Below are 1,904 nucleotides of genomic sequence, written 5' to 3'. Positions count from 1 at the left end.
CAGGTATTCAGCGGCACCGGAAACATTACTGTGATGTTACCTGACGGCAGCACTTATACCGGCCCGGCCTGGAATAGTTTTACTACGGCATTGAATTTGAAGGCCAATAAAAGCGACCTCGGCAACTCGGCCTCTCGCAATGTCGGAACTACTACGGGAACAGTGGCAGCTGGCAATGACTCTCGTATAACTAATGCTCTACAAGTGGATAAATTTAACGATATTAATCTGAAAAACCAAGGAGCTAAGGCCTCTCAAACTATTGGCTTTTGGCAAGCAGAGAGTGGTTCCAATCAGTTAAAATCTAGAATTTCTGTTGCTGTTGGCGATACTGGTTTTTCATATTTATCTTTTATGTCAAATCGTCCATCAGCAGGTTCTGTGCTAGATATTTCATTCTCAATAAATGGGAATAACAAGGCCGTGACAACAGAGTCTGGATATCTGCTTCAGGAGAATGGTGTTAGAGTTTATTCGGCGAGTAACCCAGGCGGTTCTTGCGATATAAAATTCAAGGAAAATATTGCACCTGCCCCAGATAATTACGCGCTTTCCATTGTGGAAAAAATGAATTTTGTCAGTTTTGAATATACGCAAGATGCTCCGAACGCGCCTGATAAAATGAGTTCAAGCTGTGGCCTTATTGCGCAAGAACTGGAGTTAATCTCTGATGAACTTATAAGAAAGACAATTGGTGAGGATTCATACAAATATCCAGACATCCAAAACCTATTGAATCTTGCACTTAAGGCTATTCAAGAGCAGGGGCGGTTAATCTCCCGCCTTGATACCGAATTGAATTTACTGAAGGAGAAATAAATAATGGTATTAATCAGCGGCGTACTAAAGGGACCTTACGGTGATTCTCGTTCTGGCGTAACTATTACTATGCGCTCAATGAAAACATCATCCACGGTGTTGAATTTAGCGAAGTCGCAATCTGTCACCGATGATACGGGCCGGTATTCGCTTAATGTAGAGCCAGGTGCCTACGAGGTGATTGTGTCAGTTTATGGCGCACAGCCAGAGCGTGTAGGCACAATAGAGGTTTATACCGATTCGCTGCCCGGCACGCTCAATGATTTCCTTCGGCGCCCAGGTGAAAGCGATATTACGCCTGAGATTGTTCAAACCGTCGATCGCTTGCGTGCTGAGGCGGCTTTATCTGCCGACAAATCAGCAGCATCAGCAGCAGCGGCAAAAGTCAGTGAGCAGAATGCGGCTGCGACGCTTGCTGGTGCTATGAAAAAAGGCGACTTTGGTTTTGGCGGTAGCGGTGCTGTCAAGTCGTTTGCAGACGATGATGCGTTCCGAGCATTTTTGCGCTCACGCGATACAGGCAGCCAAATAATTCGTGTCAATACGGTGAGTTCTATAACGAAGGTTTACGCACCAGCGCTGGTTATGAAAGCGCAAGATACATGGATTGTTTTATCTGCCGTCAATGTGACAGGGAATGTCATCGAGCGGCATGGGGTGCGCGTTGCCGTAGGTAGTGAAAATGGGTCGAGCGATACAGAATTTGAACTGTGGACTGATAAAAACACCACGGTAGACGGCAACGGCTTCATCAAAAAAGCTTCTCCGATCGCAAGGCTGTCTGGCGCGCCGGAAAAGATGGCTGATGACTACCTTAATGGGTTCATTCTGTGCGGCCACGTGGCAGTGAATGATGAGGCTGAAGGGGTATCAGCTGAACGTGTTTCAGTTGGCGTTTACAAAGTCACAGGCGCGCTAGGTTTTGCGCAAGAGGGCTGGACGATCGAAGTACCGCAGGACGTGAACGGCAACCGCCTGTGCTTTGTATCAGCCAGCACTGGCAAGGATGGCACAATCTATGTGAAGGTCAGCAAGCGCCGCTTTGACATCGACACAGCTGCTATTGTGGCTGGTGAACCGATGGA

2 protein-coding genes are annotated in these 1,904 nt (G+C 47.2%); both read left to right on the top strand.

Annotated elements, in window-relative coordinates; translation table 11 throughout:
• The coding region (locus AC4PR2_RS28600) for a tail fiber domain-containing protein (protein WP_492176011.1) at positions 1–819 on the top strand (819 nt) is incomplete at its 5' end.
• Positions 820–822: 3 nt separating this feature from the next.
• A partial coding sequence (locus AC4PR2_RS28595; RefSeq protein ID WP_492176010.1) for a prophage tail fiber N-terminal domain-containing protein occupies positions 823–1,904 on the top strand: 1,082 nt, incomplete at its 3' end.

It is taken from the genome of Serratia sp. A07 (assembly GCF_058725505.1).
Note: the sequence above shows the minus strand (reverse complement) of the source record. Positions and strands in the feature narration are given on the sequence as shown.